11 protein-coding genes are annotated in these 14,986 nt (G+C 67.4%); 7 read left to right on the forward strand and 4 right to left on the reverse strand.

Annotated elements, in window-relative coordinates; translation table 11 throughout:
• Window positions 1-502: 502 nt before the first annotated feature.
• The 3 genes from ON22_RS05315 to ON22_RS05325 are packed head-to-tail and all read left to right on the forward strand — an operon-like array spanning window position 503 to window position 2,063.
• Window positions 503-1,039: a hypothetical protein gene (locus ON22_RS05315; protein ID WP_156052368.1), complete on the forward strand. Its 537-nt coding sequence runs from the start codon at window positions 503-505 to the stop codon at window positions 1,037-1,039.
• Window positions 1,040-1,060: 21 nt separating this feature from the next.
• Window positions 1,061-1,747 carry an endonuclease NucS gene (gene nucS / locus ON22_RS05320; protein ID WP_033245872.1) on the forward strand — a complete coding sequence of 229 codons (687 nt, stop codon included), beginning with the start codon at window positions 1,061-1,063 and terminating at the stop codon, window positions 1,745-1,747.
• A 10-nt stretch (window positions 1,748-1,757) separates the two neighbouring features.
• Window positions 1,758-2,063, forward strand: coding sequence for an Rv1322 family protein (locus tag ON22_RS05325; protein WP_033245873.1), 306 nt, complete (start codon window positions 1,758-1,760; stop codon window positions 2,061-2,063).
• 637 nt (window positions 2,064-2,700) lie between these two features.
• Here ON22_RS05325 and ON22_RS05330 read toward each other — a convergent pair.
• Window positions 2,701-3,717 (reverse strand): coiled-coil domain-containing protein, encoded by a 1,017-nt coding sequence (locus ON22_RS05330; protein ID WP_033245874.1) that lies wholly within the window; start codon window positions 3,715-3,717, stop codon window positions 2,701-2,703.
• Between the two features lie 86 nt (window positions 3,718-3,803).
• On the reverse strand, window positions 3,804-4,277 hold the full coding sequence (gene mce / locus ON22_RS05335) for a methylmalonyl-CoA epimerase (RefSeq protein WP_033245875.1): 474 nt from the start codon (window positions 4,275-4,277) through the stop codon (window positions 3,804-3,806).
• Window positions 4,278-4,539: 262 nt separating this feature from the next.
• Between mce and ON22_RS05340 the strand changes: the two genes are divergently transcribed.
• From ON22_RS05340 to ON22_RS05350, 3 genes are all read left to right on the forward strand, one after another.
• Complete coding sequence (locus ON22_RS05340; RefSeq protein WP_033245876.1) at window positions 4,540-5,718, forward strand: acetyl-CoA C-acetyltransferase; 1,179 nt, start codon at window positions 4,540-4,542, stop codon at window positions 5,716-5,718.
• Window positions 5,719-5,787: 69 nt separating this feature from the next.
• Entirely contained in the window at window positions 5,788-6,153 is a 366-nt protein-coding gene (locus tag ON22_RS05345; protein WP_373280845.1) for a DUF3817 domain-containing protein, read from the forward strand.
• Window positions 6,154-6,214: 61 nt separating this feature from the next.
• A complete protein-coding gene (locus ON22_RS05350) occupies window positions 6,215-7,066 on the forward strand; it encodes a tetratricopeptide repeat protein (RefSeq protein ID WP_033245878.1) in 852 nt (283 codons plus the stop codon).
• Window positions 7,067-7,732: 666 nt separating this feature from the next.
• On the opposite strand, the gene glgB is transcribed toward ON22_RS05350, so the two are convergent.
• Both glgB and ON22_RS37825 read right to left on the reverse strand, forming a co-directional pair.
• Window positions 7,733-9,889, reverse strand: coding sequence for a 1,4-alpha-glucan branching protein GlgB (gene glgB, locus ON22_RS05355; RefSeq protein ID WP_033245879.1), 2,157 nt, complete (start codon window positions 9,887-9,889; stop codon window positions 7,733-7,735).
• The gene (locus ON22_RS37825; RefSeq protein ID WP_033246021.1) at window positions 9,886-11,889 is read right to left on the reverse strand and encodes an alpha-1,4-glucan--maltose-1-phosphate maltosyltransferase; all 2,004 of its coding nucleotides are present in this window, start codon (window positions 11,887-11,889) and stop codon (window positions 9,886-9,888) included. The genes glgB and ON22_RS37825 overlap by 4 nt, the downstream gene beginning before the upstream one ends.
• A 229-nt stretch (window positions 11,890-12,118) precedes the next feature.
• Here ON22_RS37825 and glgP point away from each other — a divergent pair, with 229 nt between their 5' ends.
• The gene (gene glgP / locus ON22_RS05365; protein ID WP_033245880.1) at window positions 12,119-14,647 is read left to right on the forward strand and encodes an alpha-glucan family phosphorylase; all 2,529 of its coding nucleotides are present in this window, start codon (window positions 12,119-12,121) and stop codon (window positions 14,645-14,647) included.
• Window positions 14,648-14,986 lie beyond the last annotated feature (339 nt).

Raw genomic sequence — 14,986 nt, forward strand, 5'->3', positions numbered from 1 at the left:
TTTCCCTCTAGGGGCCCACTTTTGTGGGCCCCTAGAGTGCGTTCTGGGTGGGTTTTCGAGAAGATCCTCGGTCACGGGTCGCAGAAAGCCGGTGCCCGAACCCCTGGCTGGAATCGGTGAGTAACTGTCAGCCCGGACAAGTGAACGTCCGGCGACCAGCCGGAAGCGCCGTCCGGCCGTGTACTTCACCTTGGTAGTGATCGTTGCCGACGCTCCTGGAGGCGCCGGAGCGTGTATGTGATTGCGGTATCTTCTCTTTCGGTACAGTCTCCGCCGGTCGGCGTCGGCGGGGTCGTGAAATGGCGCCGGCCTCGAGGCGGTGCAAGAGAAGGGGGGCTCCGTGGCTCATCTATATGGTTCTCCGGGAAACGGTGCGTACGGTGGACCGGCATTCGGCGGGCCCGCGCCCGGGGGCGGATATCCGGGGCCACCCGGGTACGGAGGCTATCCGGGCGGCCCGCCCATGAACCCGCGGCCGCAACGGCCCACCTCCGTCGCCAGAGTGGTGATCGCGGTCGTCGTGGTACTCGGGCTCACGTTCGGTCTGGCGGGCGGCGTGTACTTCTGGGTGGAGCAGCGCAAGTCGGCTTCCGGGCCATTGGACTATCCGAAGCCCGGCACCTGTACCGATACGGTGACGCACCATATGAACGATCCGGTGAATCAGCTGGACTGTGCCCACCCACGTGCCACCGCAAAGATCGTGAAGTCCCAGGACCCGGACGACCCCGGGACCGAGGTGAATTGCACCGGTGATCAGATCCTTTACCAGTTTCATGGCAATCACTACGGCGACCACGTCTTCTTGTCTGCCTGTGGTGCCCCACACCTGTCGGTCGGCCGTTGCTACCACATGCTCCTACACAAAGCCGAGTATCGGCCGGCCTGCGGAAGCGATTCTGCGCGGCTGGTGCGGGTGCTGCCGGAGGTGTTGTCCACCGATGTGTGCGGCACGGATGTAATGGACGATACGACGGCGTACATGGCGAATTTCGTCGATGAAACCGAAGCGAAGACCTACTGCTTCGATACGCCGTGACCAAGGCCTAGACTCTGCCGGATGCGACTCGTGATTGCTCGTTGCCAGGTCGACTATGTGGGGCGGTTGACCGCTCATCTGCCGATGGCTCGCCGGCTGTTGATGTTGAAGGCGGATGGGTCGGTGCTGGTGCATTCCGATGGGGGGTCGTATAAGCCGTTGAACTGGATGAGTCCGCCGTGCTGGCTGGAGGAGCGGGAACCGGATGCGGCGGCGGGCCAGTTCAAGGAACTGTGGGTGGTGAGCAACAAGGCGGGGGAGGAGTTGCGGATCGGGATCGAGGAGATCGAGCACGATTCCAGTCATGAGCTCGGGGTGGATCCGGGGCTGGTGAAGGATGGGGTCGAGGCGCATCTGCAGGAGTTGCTGGCCGAGCATGTGCAAACCCTCGGTGCGGGGTTCAGTCTCATCCGTCGCGAGTACATGACCGCTATCGGGCCGGTCGACCTGCTGTGCCGGGACGCGGACGGGCGGACGGTCGCGGTGGAGATCAAACGGCGGGGGGAGATCGACGGGGTGGAACAGCTGACGCGCTACCTGGAGTTGCTGAACCGGGACCCGCTGTTGTCGCCGGTGGCGGGGGTGTTTGCGGCGCAGCAGATCAAACCGCAGGCGCGGACACTTGCCGAGGATCGGGGGATCCGCTGCCTGACCCTGGATTACAACGCTCTGCGCGGCACCGAGAGCAACGAATTCCGGCTCTTCTAAGCTGGAAGCCATGCCACGACGAAAACCGCGCAGCGCGCGTTACGGAGCGCAGCCGCAACGGTTGGGCACCGGGCTGGGCGATGTCTACCGCCGGACCGAAGCGGGACCCGACGGCGACGAGTACGTGGTGCGGACGGTACCCGGCGCCCGAGCGGTGAAACGGTACCGTTGCCCGGGCTGCGATCACGAGATCATGCCCGGAGTTCCGCATGTGGTGGCCTGGCCGGCCGGTAGCGGGGAGACCGACCGCCGGCATTGGCATCGGGGCTGCTGGAGTGGGCGGGGAACCCGCGGAATCACGCGACGGTGGTCCTGAGCCGGTCGACGTGCCGCCCGCTGTCGCAGCATCGGACACCCCTCGGGCTGGGGCGACAGGGAATCGTCTGCGATATGCCTCGCGGACGGCCTCCGGCCATCCGGTGACCGCCGATCCGTTGCACTACGACCACGACTTCGACCTCATCGGCGATCTCACCGGCCGGCCCATGGAATGGATCGTGCCCGGGGCCCCAGTGGGCTGAGCGGTCGAGAGCGTCTGGGGCACAGGCCGGAACACGGGGTAGTAGACCGGCGTGGCCGGGAGCTCCAGGGCGGGTGCCCCAGCCGGACTCGGGGTACCGATCGGAGGTCCGATATGAACCGGTGGGATGCGGTGACACAGCAAACTGCCCGGTGCCGGGCGCTCTGGCACCGGACATGGTCCGGAACAGGCGAGAAGGACGCCCGGCGGTAGGCCATAACGCTGCGTGGGCGGCTGCCCTGCCCGCGACACCCACACGGTGGGCGACTGCCATCGCCAGGCTGCGGACAGGCGGATTTTTCGGAGTGAGCCCGATCTGGCCAAGGCAAGGTGTGCGGTGTCTCGACATGAGGAAGGCCGCCCCCGTGGGGGCGGCCTTCGGAGTGATTTGTCGTGTCGCCGTACACGTTCCGACAGCAGCTCTGATGGAGCTCTAGTTGCTGATGTCGGCGTTTTCGCGTTCTTCGTCGACGATATCTTCCGACTCGTCTTCGGCGTTCACCTCGGGGATCGCCTTCTGGTTGTTACGGCCGGATACCGACTTGTTCTGCCCGCTGCCGATCGATTTACGCGACTGTTCGGGCACCCCGTCGAGCAGTTCGCTCTCCCGGTTGACGGCGGCCAGCATGGCGGGCACCGAATCGAGCTGACCGCGGATACCGAGCAGCTGGGCCAGGACGCGGCCACGCAGGACGCGCATCTCCTCGGCCAGTTCCTTGGCGTGCGCGATCTTGCGCTCGGAGGTCTGGGTGGCGGAGGTGATGAGGCGGTTGGCCTCGTCGGTGGCGTCCTTGATCCGCTGGGCGGCCTCGGCGCGGCTGGTGGCCTCCAGCTCCTCCATGGCGCGGGTCAGCTTGGTGCGACGCTCGGCCATGGTGACCTCGAAGTCCTGCTGCGTGGCCTTACGCTTGGCCTCGGACTCCTTGGCGAGGCGCTCGGCCTCGGCCTGGGCGGCTTCGATGATCTTCGAGGATTCGGTACGCGCATTCGCGAGGGTCTGCTCGTACTCGATTTCGAGGGCTTCGCGCTTCTCTTTGGTTTCGGCGAGCAGCGATTCGTACTTGCCGCGCATCTCCGTGGCCTGCTGCTCGGCGATGGAAACCATCTCCGCGGCCTCGGCCTGCGCCAGCGCGCGGACCTCGGAGGCCTCGTCGGAAGCCAATCGCAGCATCCGGGAGATGCGATCGCTCATCCCTTCCGCAGTGGTCGGCGGGACGGACAGCCGGTCGACTTCCTTACGGAGCTCGTCGATTTCGTCGCGGGCATCCTCCAGCTGACTGGCGAGATTGCGGGCCTGGGCGGCAGCGGCATCGCGGTCGGTGGCGGTGACCCGCAACTCGGCATCGAAACGGTCGAAATAGTTACGTACCTCGTCTTGCGCATAACCCTTGCGCACGACGGTGAAGGGCAGCGCAACGAAGCGATTGCGATCGGACTCGGGTGACGACATGGCCAACAAACTACAGCCTGAGACCGGCCCATGGTGAGCCGACCGGGAATGTTATCGGAGGTACGCCTAACGGTCCGATTACGATACTAGTGCGTAACATTCGGGTCCGGCTCGACCAACTCGACCAGCACACCGCCAGCATCCTTCGGATGGACGAAATTGATGCGCGAATCGGCGGTGCCGCGGCGGGGCGCCTCGTACAGCAAACGCACCCCGCGGTCGCGTAGATATGCGGAAACGGCGTCGATATCGGTGACCCGGAAAGCCAACTGCTGCAGGCCCGGTCCGCTGCGGTCGATGAATTTCGCGATGGTGGAGGTCGCGTCCAGCGGCGCCAGCAACTGTAGAGCAGTCGAATCGTCCTCGGCGGCGGGAGCGGACAGCATCGCTTCCTGGACACCTTGTTCGTCGTTGACCTCACGGTGGGTTTCGACCAGGCCGAGGTTCTCGGCGTACCAGACCACGGCTGTGTCCAGATCGGGTACGGCGATGCCGACGTGATCGACTGCGACGACGTAGTCGGCGGGAATGAACTCTGATGACGGGGTAGCGGTGCTCACTCTTCGAACGTAGCGCGTTCCGGTGCGCCGGCGGTGTGTACCCACCCGGAAACCGGTAAGTGATGGCGACTGCCTTCATGTCCTCGCAGGTGATCTGCGCATCCCTGTGGGCCGAACGCCGGGGTCGGCGGGTTACCGTGGAGTCGTCCGCACGATGCGTTACTCCCGGGTAGCGCGTCCGGTCGGCTTGGACGTCTCCAGGGGTCAATAGGGCCCCGACCCGCGCCGCCGGAGGCGGCGCCATAGATACAGGAGGCTTGTCGTGACCAACTCCGTGATCGTTGCCGGTGCGCGTACCCCGGTCGGCCGGCTGCTGGGTGGCCTGAAGGATTTCAGCGGCTCCGCGCTCGGCGGTGTCGCGATCGCCGGTGCCCTGGAGAAGGCCGGTGTCCGCGGCGACCAGGTCGACTACGTGATCATGGGGCAGGTGCTCACCGCCGGTGCGGGGCAGATTCCGGCGCGGCAGGCCGCGGTCGCCGGCGGTATTCCGATGGATGTTCCGGCGCTCACCCTGAACAAGGTGTGCCTGTCCGGTATCAATGCCATCGCGCTGGCAGATCAGCTGATCCGGGCGGGGGAGCACGAGATCGTGGTCGCCGGTGGCCAGGAATCGATGAGCCGCGCTCCGCATATGCTCGAGAAGAGCCGCGAGGGGTTCAAGTACGGCGATGTGACGCTGCGCGACCATATGGCCTACGACGGCCTGCACGATATCTTCACCGATCAGGCGATGGGCGCGCTCACCGAGCAGCGCAACGAGACCGATCCGGTCACCCGTGCCGATCAGGATGCCTTCGCCGCGGCCTCGCATCAGCGGGCGGCCGCCGCGTGGAAGAACGGCGTGTTCGACGACGAGGTGGTACCGGTCGAGGTGCCGCAGCGTAAAGGCGATCCGGTGCAGTTCCGCCAGGACGAAGGTATCCGCGCCGATACGACCGCGGAGTCGCTGTCGAAGCTGCGGCCTTCGTTCAGCAAGAACGGCACCATCACCGCGGGTTCGGCGTCGCAGATCTCCGACGGCGCGGCGGCGGTCGTGGTGATGAGCAAGGCCAAGGCGCAGGAGCTCGGGTTGAGCTGGATCGCCGAGATCGGTGCCGCCGGTATGGTGGCCGGCCCGGATTCGACGCTGCAGGACCAGCCGGCCAACGCGATCGCGAAGGCGTGTGCCAAAGAGGGGATCGCCCCGGCCGATCTGGATCTGGTGGAGATCAACGAAGCGTTCGCGGCGGTGGGTATCGCCTCCACCCGCGCGCTCGGGATCGACCCGGCGAAGGTCAATGTGAACGGCGGCGCCATCGCCATCGGGCATCCGCTCGGGATGTCGGGCGCGCGGATCGTGCTGCATCTGGCGCTGGAATTGAAGCGGCGCGGCGGCGGGGTCGGCGCGGCGGCGCTGTGCGGTGGCGGTGGCCAGGGTGATGCGCTGATCGTCCGGGTCTGAGCGTCCGGTATGACCGGTGTGACCGGTTCGACTACGACGCGGTGTAGTGGCTAGGGCACAATGGTGCGCATGAACTTTCTTGGTCTGCGCACCACTGCCGGCAGGTTCCGTTTCTTCGCCGTGCTCGAGGCGCTGTCCTGGCTGGGCCTGCTGACCGGAATGGCGTTCAAATACCTTCCGGAAGAGGGCAACGAGATCGGCGTGAAGATCTTCGGCCCGGTCCACGGCGGCGTTTTCGTGCTGTTCGTGCTGATCGCCCTGGTGACCGCGCGCGAGTTCGAATGGAACTGGAAGACCACCGTGCTGGCGCTGCTGTCCAGCATTCCGCCGTTCTTCACCGTGCTGTTCGAGGTGTGGGCCGTGCGTACGGGCAAGTTCGACCAGCAGGCTGCGTCCGGCACCGAGTCCGCGAAGACTCTCGCCGCCTCGTCGTGACAGACTGGAACCTGTGACTCGACCAGCACCACGCCGTCCTTCACCAGCCGCTGCCGCCGCCATGTCCGGGGCGGTGGATCTGTCCGCCCTGAAACAGCCGCCCGCGGGTGCGGCGGCTGCGGCCGGTGACCATACGGTCACCGAGGCGGATTTCGAGACCAGGGTTCTGCGCCGCTCCATGCAGGTGCCGGTCGTGGTGGCGCTGTATTCGCAGCGCAGCCCCGGCAGTATCGAATTGGTGCAGCTGCTCGAGCGGCTCGTGGGCGAGGCGAACGGCACCTGGGATCTGGCCGCCGTCGAGGCCGAGAACAATATGCGGATCGCGCAGGCCTTCGGCGTCCAGGGCATTCCCACGGTGGTCGCCGTCGCGGGTGGCCAGCCGCTCGCGGATTTCCAGGGCGGGCAGCCCGAGGATCAGGTCCGGCAATGGCTCGCCGCCGTCGTCCAGGCGGTGGAGGGCAAGCTCGAAGGCGACCCGGACGGCGAAGCGCCGGAACCGCCCGCCGATCCCCGATTCGCCGCTGCCGAAGCGCTCCTGGAACAGGGCGATTTCGCGGGTGCGGAATCGGCCTACGAATCGATCCTCTCCCAGGAACCGGCTAATGCCGAGGCCAAGGCCGCGCTGCGTCAGGTGAAATTCCTCGGACGGGCCCAGCAGCTGCCGGAAACGGCGATCGCGACCGCGGACGCGGATCCGGGCAATCTGGCGGCCGCACTGGACGCCGCCGATGTGGAGATGTTCCAGCAGCAGCCCGAGGCGGCGTTCGACCGGTTGATCGGCCTGATCAAACGGACGTCGGGTGATGAGCGGGCCACCGTGCGTACCCGGTTGGTGGAGCTTTTCGAACTGTTCGACCAGTCGGAGCCCTTCGTGGTCGCGGCCCGTCGCAAGCTGGCGACTGCCCTCTACTGACGTCGGTGCGTACCGGGCATCAGCTCGGTGTGCCTCGTTCTGACGGGATCGTGTGAGCGCTTGGTCGGCGGCGAACGGTTCCCGGCCCGTCGGCATATGCGGCCACCGGACCGCCATGGCGCCGAACGTGAACAGTTCGTACGCTCTGGGCCGAATCTGGGATGGCGCGCGACCGGTGTGAAGTAGCCGGCTGCGGCGTCTGCGGTATCGCCATCGGCCCTGCCGTTCGCGCAAGGTGAGCCTTGTGGCGGATCGCGCGGGCCCGTCGTGGTCCGGCTGCATATCCGCGAGCCTGCTGTTCGGGTGCGGGCGGAATCCAGCGTCGTCGGCTGCTCTCGGGTATCGGCCGGCCGCTGCGGCTCTTCCACGGATTCGGCACCGGTGACGGATCGACGCTCGCGAGGCCGCGGGTAAGTCGGCGACGGCCCGGCCGCCGACAGTAACGAAGTCGGACTCGGGCGGCGCTGCTGCAGTAGTTCGGCCATGGCCCCGCACACGCCCGGCGACCGAGTTCGGCGATCCGGTCCGACCGAGTTTCGGGCGCTCCGGGTATCCGGCGCGGGCAGTCCGCAGTGTACGGAACCCGCACGTCTCCCGGCTACTGGATCCGGCTATCGCCGACCGCGGTCCGGTCGGTGATGGTGGCCGCGCTATGGATGTGGCCGGTCAGCGCTGGGGGACGAGCCAGATGACGCTGAGCGGGCCCACGGTGAGTCCGGCGGATGCGGGCCGGTCGTGCAGGGGGATGGGTTCGGCGTGGACGACGCCGAGGTTTCCGGCGCCGGTTCCGCCGTACTCGAGGGCATCGGTGTTCAGGATTTCCAGCCAGGGGCCGGGGACCGGCAGGCCGATCCGGTAATCGGTGTAGGTGTTTCCGGAGAAGTTGCAGAGGCAGGCGACGACGCTGCCGTCGGCGGCGTGCCGTAGGAAGGCCAGGACATTGGCGTCGCGGTCGTCGCTGTTGATCCAGGAATGGCCGCCGGGGGTGGTGTCCTGACTCCACAGGGCCGGGTGTTCGCGGTAGCCGCGGTTGAGGTCGGCGACCAGAAGCTGGATACCGCGGTGCAGCGGGTTGTCCAGTTCGTGCCAGTCGAGGCTGTGATCGTGCCACCATTCGCGGTAGTGGCCGAACTCCTGACCCATGAACAGCAGCTGTTTACCGGGATGGGCCCACATGTAGGCCAGTAGTGCGCGGACGCCGCCGGCCTTGGCGAACTCGTCGCCTGGCATCCGGGTCCACAGGGTGCCTTTGCCGTGCACGACCTCGTCGTGACTGATGGGCAGCACGTAGTTTTCGCTCCACGCGTACATCAGCGAGAAGGTGATCTCGTTGTGGTGCCAGGCGCGGTGCACGGGGTCGCGGCTCAGATAGCCGAGGGTGTCGTGCATCCAGCCCATATTCCATTTCATGGTGAACCCCAGGCCGCCGACCTCGGTCGCCCGGGTGACACCGGGCCAGGTGGTGGATTCCTCGGCGATCGTCAGCACACCCGGATACGAGCCGTGCAGGCTTTCGTTCAGTTCGGCGAGGAAATCGACCGCCTCCAGATTCTCCCGGCCGCCGTGGATATTCGGCTCCCACCCGCCGTCGGCGCGGCCGTAGTCCAGGTAGAGCATGGCGGCGACCGCGTCGACCCGCAGCCCGTCGATATGGAACTCCTCGACCCAATAGCGGGCGTTGGCGACCAGGAAGTTGCGGACCTCGGGGCGGCCGTAGTCGAAAACGTAGGTGCCCCACGCGGGTTGTTCACCGCGGCGTGGGTCGGGATGTTCGTAGAGCGGGGTGCCGTCGAATCGGGCCAATGCCCAGGCGTCGCGAGGGAAATGCCCCGGCACCCAGTCGAGGATGACGCCGATCCCGTCGGCGTGCATCCGGTCGACGAAGGCACGGAAATCGTCCGGGCTGCCGAACCGTGCGGTGGGGGCGTAGTAGGAGGTGATCTGATAACCCCACGAGCCGCCGAAAGGGTGCTCGGCCATCGGCAGCAGTTCCACATGGGTGAATCCGAGGCGGCGCACATATTCGCTGAGCTGTTCGGCGAGTTCGCGGTAGCCCAGACCCGGCCGCCACGACGCGAGATGTAGTTCGAACACACTCAGTGGTGCGCGCGCCGGATCGGTGTGCGCTCTGTCGGTGAGCCAGCGCTGATCGGTCCAGCTGTGCCGGGTCGCCGTGACGACGGACGCGGTGGCCGGGGGGAGTTCGGTGGCGAACGCGAGGGGGTCGGCATGGTCGGCGGCGCGGCCGTCGGCACCGTACACGCGGTATTTGTAGCGATCGCCGGGTGCGGAGCCGGGGACGAAAACCTCCCAGACACCCGAACTGCCGAGGGCGCGCATCGGCCAGGTACCGCCCTGCCAGTGGTCGAAATCGCCGAAAACGGTGACGCCGCGGGCATTGGGGGCCCACACCGCGAACGACACGCCGGTGACCTCGCCGTCCAGGCCCGGATAACGGCGGGGATGCGCACCGAGTACCTCCCACAACCGCTGATGGCGGCCTTCGCCGATCAGATGCAGGTCGAGGTCGCCGAGGGTCGGTAGGTGGCGGTAGCCGTCGGCGAGCACCGTGGTCGGGTGGTGCGGGTAGGCGGTGACGACCCGGTAGTCCAGCAGTTCCGGGTAGGGGAGGGTGCCGCCGAAAACCCCGTGGCCCAGCGCAGCCAGCCGATGCTCGGCGCCGCCGACCCGGATCGATACCGATTCCGCTTCCGGCCGCAGCACCCGCACGATCGTGCCGTCCGGGGCCGGGTGGGCGCCCAGCACGGTATGCGGATCGGGATGGCTGCCCGCGGCCAGCAGCAGCAGATCGCGCCGGTTCACCGCAGCGTCCGCCGGTAGGCCAGGCCGGCGCGGGCATGATGCGGCACCGGCGGCAGGGCGATGACGTGGGCGACCGCGCGGGCCGGATCCAACCGGATGTAGTTGGTCTGCGCCCAGTGGTACTCCTCGCCACTGATCTCGTCGTGGACCACCGGACGGTCGTGCCATTCGCGGCCGATGGCGGGCAGGTCCAGGGAGAGCATGCCCTGTTCGGTGGTGAACGGGTTCAGGTTCACCACCACCAGAACGGCGTCACCGGTCGCCGGGTCGACCTTCGAATACGCCAGCAGATTGTCGTTGTCGATGTGGTGGAAATGCAGGCAGCGCAGCTGCCGCAGCGCCGGGTGGCGGTGGCGGATCTCGTTGAGCCTGGTCAGCCAGGGCTCCAGGGATTCACCGCGGGCCCGGGCGTCGGCGAACGGGCGGGGGCGTAGTTCGTACTTCTCCGAATCCAGGTATTCCTCGCTGCCGGGGCGCACAGGTTGGTGTTCGTAGAGCTCGTAACCGGAGTACACACCCCAGCTCGGGGCGAGGGTGGCGGCGAGCACGGCGCGGATCGCGAACATGCCCGGACCGCCGTGCTGGAGACTTTCGTGCAGGATATCCGGGGTGTTGACGAACAGGTTGGGGCGCGCCTCGTCGGCTTTCGCGGCGAGTTCGCGGCCGAACTCGGTCAGTTCGTGTTTATGGGTGCGCCAGGTGAAATAGGTGTAGGACTGGCTGAAACCGCGCCGAGCCAAACCGTACAGGCGGGCCGGATAGGTGAATGCCTCCGACAGCAGCACCACATCCGGGTCGGTACGGCGGACCGCGGTGATCAGCCATTCCCAGAAATCCGCCGGTTTGGTGTGCGGGTTGTCGACCCGGAAGATCTTCACTCCCAGCCCGATCCAATACCGCACTACCCGCAGGACCTCGGCGTACAGGCCGTCGGGGTCGTTGTCGAAATCGAGGGGATAGATGTCCTGGTATTTCTTCGGCGGGTTCTCGGCGTAGGCGATCGTGCCGTCCGGCAGGGTCGTGAACCATTCGGGGTGTGCGGTGACCCACGGGTGATCGGGTGCGCACTGCAACGCCAGATCCAGGGCCACCTCGAGCTTCAGGCCTGCGGCGGCGCGGACGAACGCCGCGAAATCGGCTTCGGTACCGAGCTGCGGGTGGAAGGCATCGTGCCCGCCCTCGGCCGCGCCGATCGCCCACGGCGAACCGATATCGCCGGGTCCGGCGGTGAGGGCGTTGTTGCGGCCCTTGCGGTTCACTCGGCCGATCGGATGGATCGGCGGCAGGTAGACCACATCGAAACCCATCGCGGCGATACGGGGCAGCTCGGTCGCCGCGGTGACCAACGTGCCGTGGACAGCATTGCCGTCGGAATCGCGGCCGCCGGTCGAGCGGGGAAAGAATTCGTACCAGGCGCCGGTGAGCGCGCGCGGCCGTTCCACCAGCACCGAGAACTGCGGGCCGCGCGTCACCAGATCCCGCAGCGGGTTCGCGCGCAGGATCTCGGCCACCTCATCGGTGAACGCCGGCGCGACCCGGGCGGGTAGCGGTTCGGACCCGCGTAGTGCCGCCGCCACCGCCCGCAACCGCTCGAACTGCTTCTTACCGACCGCCTGCGCCGCCCGGTCGAACAGGCGCGCGCCGATCTCCAGATCGTTGGCCAGATCGGGGGCGCTCTGGCCGACCGCCAGTTTCGCTTCGACCGCCGACCGCCAGGTCGCGATCGAATCCGCCCAGCCCTCTATCCGGTAATGCCATAACCCGGGCCGATCGGGAGTGAAGATGCCGTTGAACACGTCGGGGTCGTAGTCGGGCGTCATCGGCACCCGCAGGGAGCGCGTCGACCCCGGTGCGCGGACCGCCAGGCTCGCGCCGACGCATCCGTGGCCGTCGCGCCATACGACGGCCCGCACCGGGAACACTTCCCCGACCACCGCCTTCGCCGGATAACCTCCGGGGATATGCGGGGCGGTGTCATCGATGGCGATGCGGCCGGTCATCCACACCACAATATTTGCGCCGCCTCCGGCGCCGCAGGTTCGGGGCCCTATTGGGTCTCGAACCATGGGGGTGGGCCGATGTTGTGTGCACCGAGAGGGCGGTCATGTTCGGTGGTGATCATGAATCGTGGTCGTTTGCCGGAATGCAGCCGCCCGGCCACGGCGACCTCCGCGCAGGGACCGAGGGGGTGCAAAACCCCGCGCGCCGCAGGCGCGCCAGAATTACAGCATGAAGGCACTGCGTCGGTTCACCGTCCGCGCCCAACTGCCGGAGCGTTTGGCCGCGCTGGGCGAGTTGTCGACCAATCTGCGCTGGTCCTGGCATGGCCCGACGCAGGATGTATTCGCCGCACTGGACCCCGTGCGGTGGGCGCAGATCGGGCACGACCCGGTACGGATGCTGCAGGAAGTGCCGGCCGGGCGGCTGGCCGACCTCGCCGACGATGCCGAGTACTGCGCGTCGCTGGATGCGGCGGCTGCGGATCTGCGGGACTACCTGGATCGGCCCGGGGCGGATTTCGGGGTGCGGGGGATCGCGTACTTCTCGATGGAGTTCGGGGTCAGTGAGGTGCTGCCGAACTATTCCGGTGGTCTCGGGATCCTGGCCGGGGATCATCTGAAGGCGGCGTCGGATCTGGGTCTGCCGCTGATCGCGGTCGGGCTGCTCTACCGGTCGGGGTATTTCCGGCAATCGCTGAGCGCCGACGGTTGGCAGGTCGAACGGTATCCGGCGCTCGACCCGCAGGGGTTGCCACTGCGGCCGTTGACCGCCGACGGGTCGCCGGTCCTGGTGCATGTGGCGATGCCGGATCGGCGGGTGCTGGCGGCGCGGGTGTGGATCGCGCAGGTGGGCCGGGTCCCGCTGCTACTGCTGGATTCCGAGATCGCCGCCAACGACCCGGATCTGCGTGCTGTGACCGACCGGCTCTACAGCGGCGACCAGGACCACCGGATCGAACAGGAGATCCTGGCCGGTATCGGGGGTGTGCGGGCGGTGCGGGCCTACACCGCGGCGGCCGGTCTCCCGGATCCGGAGGTGTTCCATATGAACGAGGGGCACGCGGGGTTTCTCGGGCTCGAACGGATTCGCGAATATCTCGCTGCCGGGCACGATTTCGATACCGCGCTGGCCGCGGTGCGGGCCGGGACCGTGTTCACCACCCACACCCCGGTCCCCGCCGGTATCGACAGGTTCCCGGTATCGCTGGTGCACCGGTATTTCGGGGGATCGGCGGGCGAGGCGGATTCGCCGCTGCTGCCCGGTATCGGTGTGGACCGCATCATCGGGCTGGGCCGGGAAGCCGATCCGTCGGTGTTCAATATGGCGCATATGGGGTTGCGTCTCGCGCAGCGCGCCAACGGTGTATCGCGGCTGCACGGGGAGGTGAGCCGGGAGATGTTCAACCCGCTGTGGCCCGGTTTCGATACCGCCGAGGTGCCGATCGGTTCGGTGACCAACGGTGTGCACGCTCCCACCTGGGCGGCGCGGGAATGGGGTGAGCTGCCCGACGGTGCCGGTGGGTGGGCCGAGCTCGGTGAACTGGCGCCGGAGCGGCTGTGGGGGGTCCGGAACGCTCTGCGCGCGACCCTGGTCGCGGAGGTGCGACGGCGGCTGCGTGAATCGTGGTTGCAGCGTGGTTCCGCGGACGCCGAGTTGTCATGGGTGGACAGTGTTTTCGACCCGCAGGTACTCACCGTCGGTTTCGCGCGGCGGGTACCCACCTATAAGCGGCTGACGCTCATGCTGCGCGACCCGCAGCGGCTGCGCGCCCTGCTCCTGGATCCCGACCGTCCGGTGCAGTTGGTGGTGGCGGGTAAGAGCCACCCCGCCGACGAAGGGGGGAAGGCGCTCATTCAGCAGGTGGTGCGTTTCGCCGACGACCCGGCCGTCCGGCACCGGATCGTTTTCCTGCCCGATTACGACATGTCCATGGCCCGCTACCTGTACTGGGGCTGTGATGTGTGGCTGAACAATCCCCTGCGACCGCTCGAGGCCTGCGGAACCTCGGGTATGAAATCGGCGCTGAACGGCGGCCTGAACCTGTCCATCCGGGACGGCTGGTGGGACGAGATGTTCGACGGCGAGAACGGCTGGGCGATCCCGTCCGCCGACGGTGTCGGCGAAGAACGGCGCGATGATCTGGAGGCGACCGCGCTCTACGACCTGATGGAACGTACCGTCGCTCCCCGGTTCTACGAACGCGATACGCACGGTCTGCCGGTGCGCTGGCTCGAAATGGTGCGCCACACCCTGCGCACCCTCGGTCCGAAGGTGCAGGCCGACCGGATGGTGCGCGACTACGCGCAGCAGTACTACGTCCCGGCCGCGGCAGCGTACCGGCGGGTCACCGAATCGGAGCTGCGCGGTGCGCGGGAGCTCGCGGAGTACCGGAACCGGGTGACGCACGCCTGGCCGCGGGTACGAGTGCTCCGTGCCGACGCCACCGGCCTGCCCGACACCCCCGTGCCCGGTGCGCCCCTGTCGCTGACCGCGCGCGTGGACCTGGGTGGGCTCGCGCCACAGGATGTGGTGGTGCAGGTGGTGCTGGGCCGGGTCTCGCCCGATGGCGAGCTGTACGACACCACCCTCGCCACGATGTCTTCGACCGGTCGGGAGACTCCCGAATCCACCGTGGAGGTGTTCACGGTCGACACCCCGATACCGCTGCCGGGGTCGATCGGCTATACGGTCCGCGTGCTACCCGCCCATGAACTGTTGTCCTCGCACGAGGAGCTGGGTTTGGTCGCGAACGCATGAGTTGCGTCATATGGCTCGGCGCGGGGTGAGCCCGGGTAGTGCCTCGCTGGGCGAGTAGGGCGGGCTCGTCGTAGCGCGCACCGGATTCAGACCCGTCGTCGTGGTCGGATTCGGGCACGCACGAACTTTCATGTATGCCTCCGGAACCGAGTGCGGCCGGGCGTTACAGGATTCGGGGTTTGCAGTCTGTGATTGCGGCCGTCGCCAACGCGCTACCGAGCGGCCGGTCCGGCGGGCGCGGGCGCGCGGTGCGACTTCGGTTCGTAACAAGTTTCCGATACCGTTCCACTGGCGCTGACCTGCGTCTAACCGCACCGGGGTGGGCGGCAACCGCCGGGA

Source organism: Nocardia carnea NBRC 14403 (assembly GCF_000308515.1).
In the GTDB taxonomy this organism is placed as follows: domain Bacteria; phylum Actinomycetota; class Actinomycetes; order Mycobacteriales; family Mycobacteriaceae; genus Nocardia; species Nocardia carnea.